Origin of the sequence: Tianweitania sp., from assembly GCF_032053605.1 — a bacterium.
GTDB lineage: Bacteria > Pseudomonadota > Alphaproteobacteria > Rhizobiales > Rhizobiaceae > Tianweitania.
In genome coordinates this window covers 1-2,283 of record NZ_DAMBUH010000196.1, presented here as the reverse complement: position 1 = coordinate 2,283, position 2,283 = coordinate 1, and the positions used below count along the sequence as shown (strand labels likewise).

The 2,283-nt window shown below is 63.6% G+C and carries 2 protein-coding genes; both read left to right on the top strand.

From position 1 onward, the window contains the following. On the top strand, window positions 1-646 hold a 646-nt coding region (locus RTX98_RS20640; protein WP_312798757.1), incomplete at its 5' end, for a fructose-bisphosphatase class II family protein. A 33-nt stretch (window positions 647-679) separates the two neighbouring features. Further along, a partial coding sequence (recJ, locus tag RTX98_RS20635; protein WP_312798756.1) for a single-stranded-DNA-specific exonuclease RecJ occupies window positions 680-2,283 on the top strand: 1,604 nt, incomplete at its 3' end.

The window sequence follows — 2,283 nt, the reverse complement described above, 5'->3', positions numbered from 1 at the left end:
CGATCCGCTGGAAGGCACGACGATCTGCGCCAAGAACCTGCCGAACTCGTTGGCCGTCATTGCCATCGCGGAAAAGGGCAGCCTGCTTTATGCGCCCGACGTTTACATGGACAAGATCGCGGTCGGCCCCGGTTATCCGCCGGGCATCATCAGTATTGATGCGCCAGCCGTCGAAAACATCGAAGCGGTGGCCAAGGCTAAGGGCGTGCCGGTCAACGAAATCACCGCCTGCATCCTCGATCTAATCGGCGATGGCGATGTCGCCGGCGTCATCCACACCACCGACGCGGACGAAACCGGCATCGATATCTATCTCGGCTCGGGCGGCGCGCCGGAAGGCGTGCTGGCCGCAGCCGCGCTGCGCTGCATCGGCGGTCAGATGCAGGGTCGCTTGTTGCTAAATTCCGAGGAGAAGGTCGCGCGTGCGGCTACGATGGGCATCGCCGATCCGCACAAAATCTACCAGATGGAAGACATGGCGTGCGGCGATGTGCTGTTTGCAGCAACCGGCGTGACGGACGGCAACCTCCTGTCCGGCGTGAAGTTCGGCCGCGACTCCATCCAGACGCATACGATCGTCATGCGCTCTTCGTCAGGCACAGTGCGCGAGATCAAGGCGCGACATCAGGACCTCGACAAATTCTGACTATGAAGGCTCGCGAGATCTTATATTGACGCGATGATGGACTCGCCGCGCAAAACGCCAAACCGTAGGCACTTCCTGGACATTCGCCGCTCGATCAACGGCCTTGCCTGGGAACACCGCCTCAACGAACGTCAGGAAAACCTGGCGCTGGCGATTGCGCAGGGTCATGGCGTGCCGGATCTCGTTGCGCGCGTCATGGCCGGTCGCGGCATCACAGCCGACACGGCGTTGGGCTTCCTCGATCCGACCATCCGGGCACTCCTGCCCGATCCCGCCAGCTTCACCGATATGCTGCCGGCGGCCGAGCGCATCACGCATGCCATCGAGCGCGGCGAACGCGTGGCGATCTTCGGCGATTACGATGTGGATGGCGCGTCGTCCTCAGCGCTGATGAAGCGCTTCCTGGACCACTTCCAAGTGCCATCCGAAATCTACATTCCGGATCGCATCTTCGAGGGCTACGGCCCCAATCCCGATGCGATGCGCGAGCTTGTCGGACGCGGCGCGAAGCTGATCGTCACAGTCGATTGCGGCACCAACAGCGCGCCGTCGATCGAGGCGGCCAATCAAGCGGGCGCCGATGTTGTCGTGCTCGACCACCACCAGGTCGGCGGCGAGTTGCCAGCTGGAACGCCGGTAGTGAACCCGAACCGGCAGGACGATCTGTCAGGACAGGGCCATTTGTGTGCGGCCGGCGTCGTGTTCGTCACGCTGGTCCAAGTCGCGAAGCTGCTCCGAACTCGCGGCAAGACACCGCCGAACCTCCTCGAGATGCTCGACCTCGTGGCGCTCGCCACGATCTGCGATGTCGTGCCCCTGATTGGCGTCAACCGGGCTTTCGTCGCCAAAGGTCTGATCGTTGCCCGGCAAAATCAGAATTCAGGCCTCTCGATCCTGGCGCGCGTCGCCCGCATCGGCGAACCACTCAACGTGTTTCACCTCGGCTTCCTCATCGGCCCGCGCATTAATGCCGGCGGTCGTATCGGCGACGCAGCGCTCGGCAGCCGTCTGCTTTCCACCGACGATCCTGTCGAGGCGCAGAAGATCGCCGAAACGCTCGATCGCCTGAATGCCGAGCGTCAGGCCATGGAGCAGGAGATGCTTGCCCAGGCGCGTGCTGAAGCCGACGCTGAACTCTTCGGCGGGCAAGGTCCTGCGGTGCTGGTGACCGCCAGCGACAAGTGGCATCCGGGCATCGTCGGCCTGATCGCGGCACGCTTGAAGGAGCATGCGCGGCGGCCAAGCTTCGCCATCCATTTTCATCCAAACGGCGTCGGCTCGGGCTCCGGAAGGTCCATTCCGGGCTTTGACATAGGCAAACTGGTGCGTGAAGCGGTCGACTCAGGCATCCTCGTCAAGGGCGGCGGCCACGCCATGGCGGCCGGCATCACGCTTGAACGTACCAAGCTCGGTCAGCTACGCGCCTTCTTCGAAGAGCGCGCCAGCGACGTTCATGCCCTGCGTGCCGACGAGACCTTGCCGATTGATGGCGCGCTGTCAGCCGAAGGCGCGAACTTCACAATGCTCGATGCGCTTGAGAAGGTTGGCCCCTTCGGCGCGGGCCACGCTAACCCCGTCGTCGTCCTGCCGCGCCACCGCGTCGCCGATGTGCGCGAAGTCGGCAATGGCGGCCACCT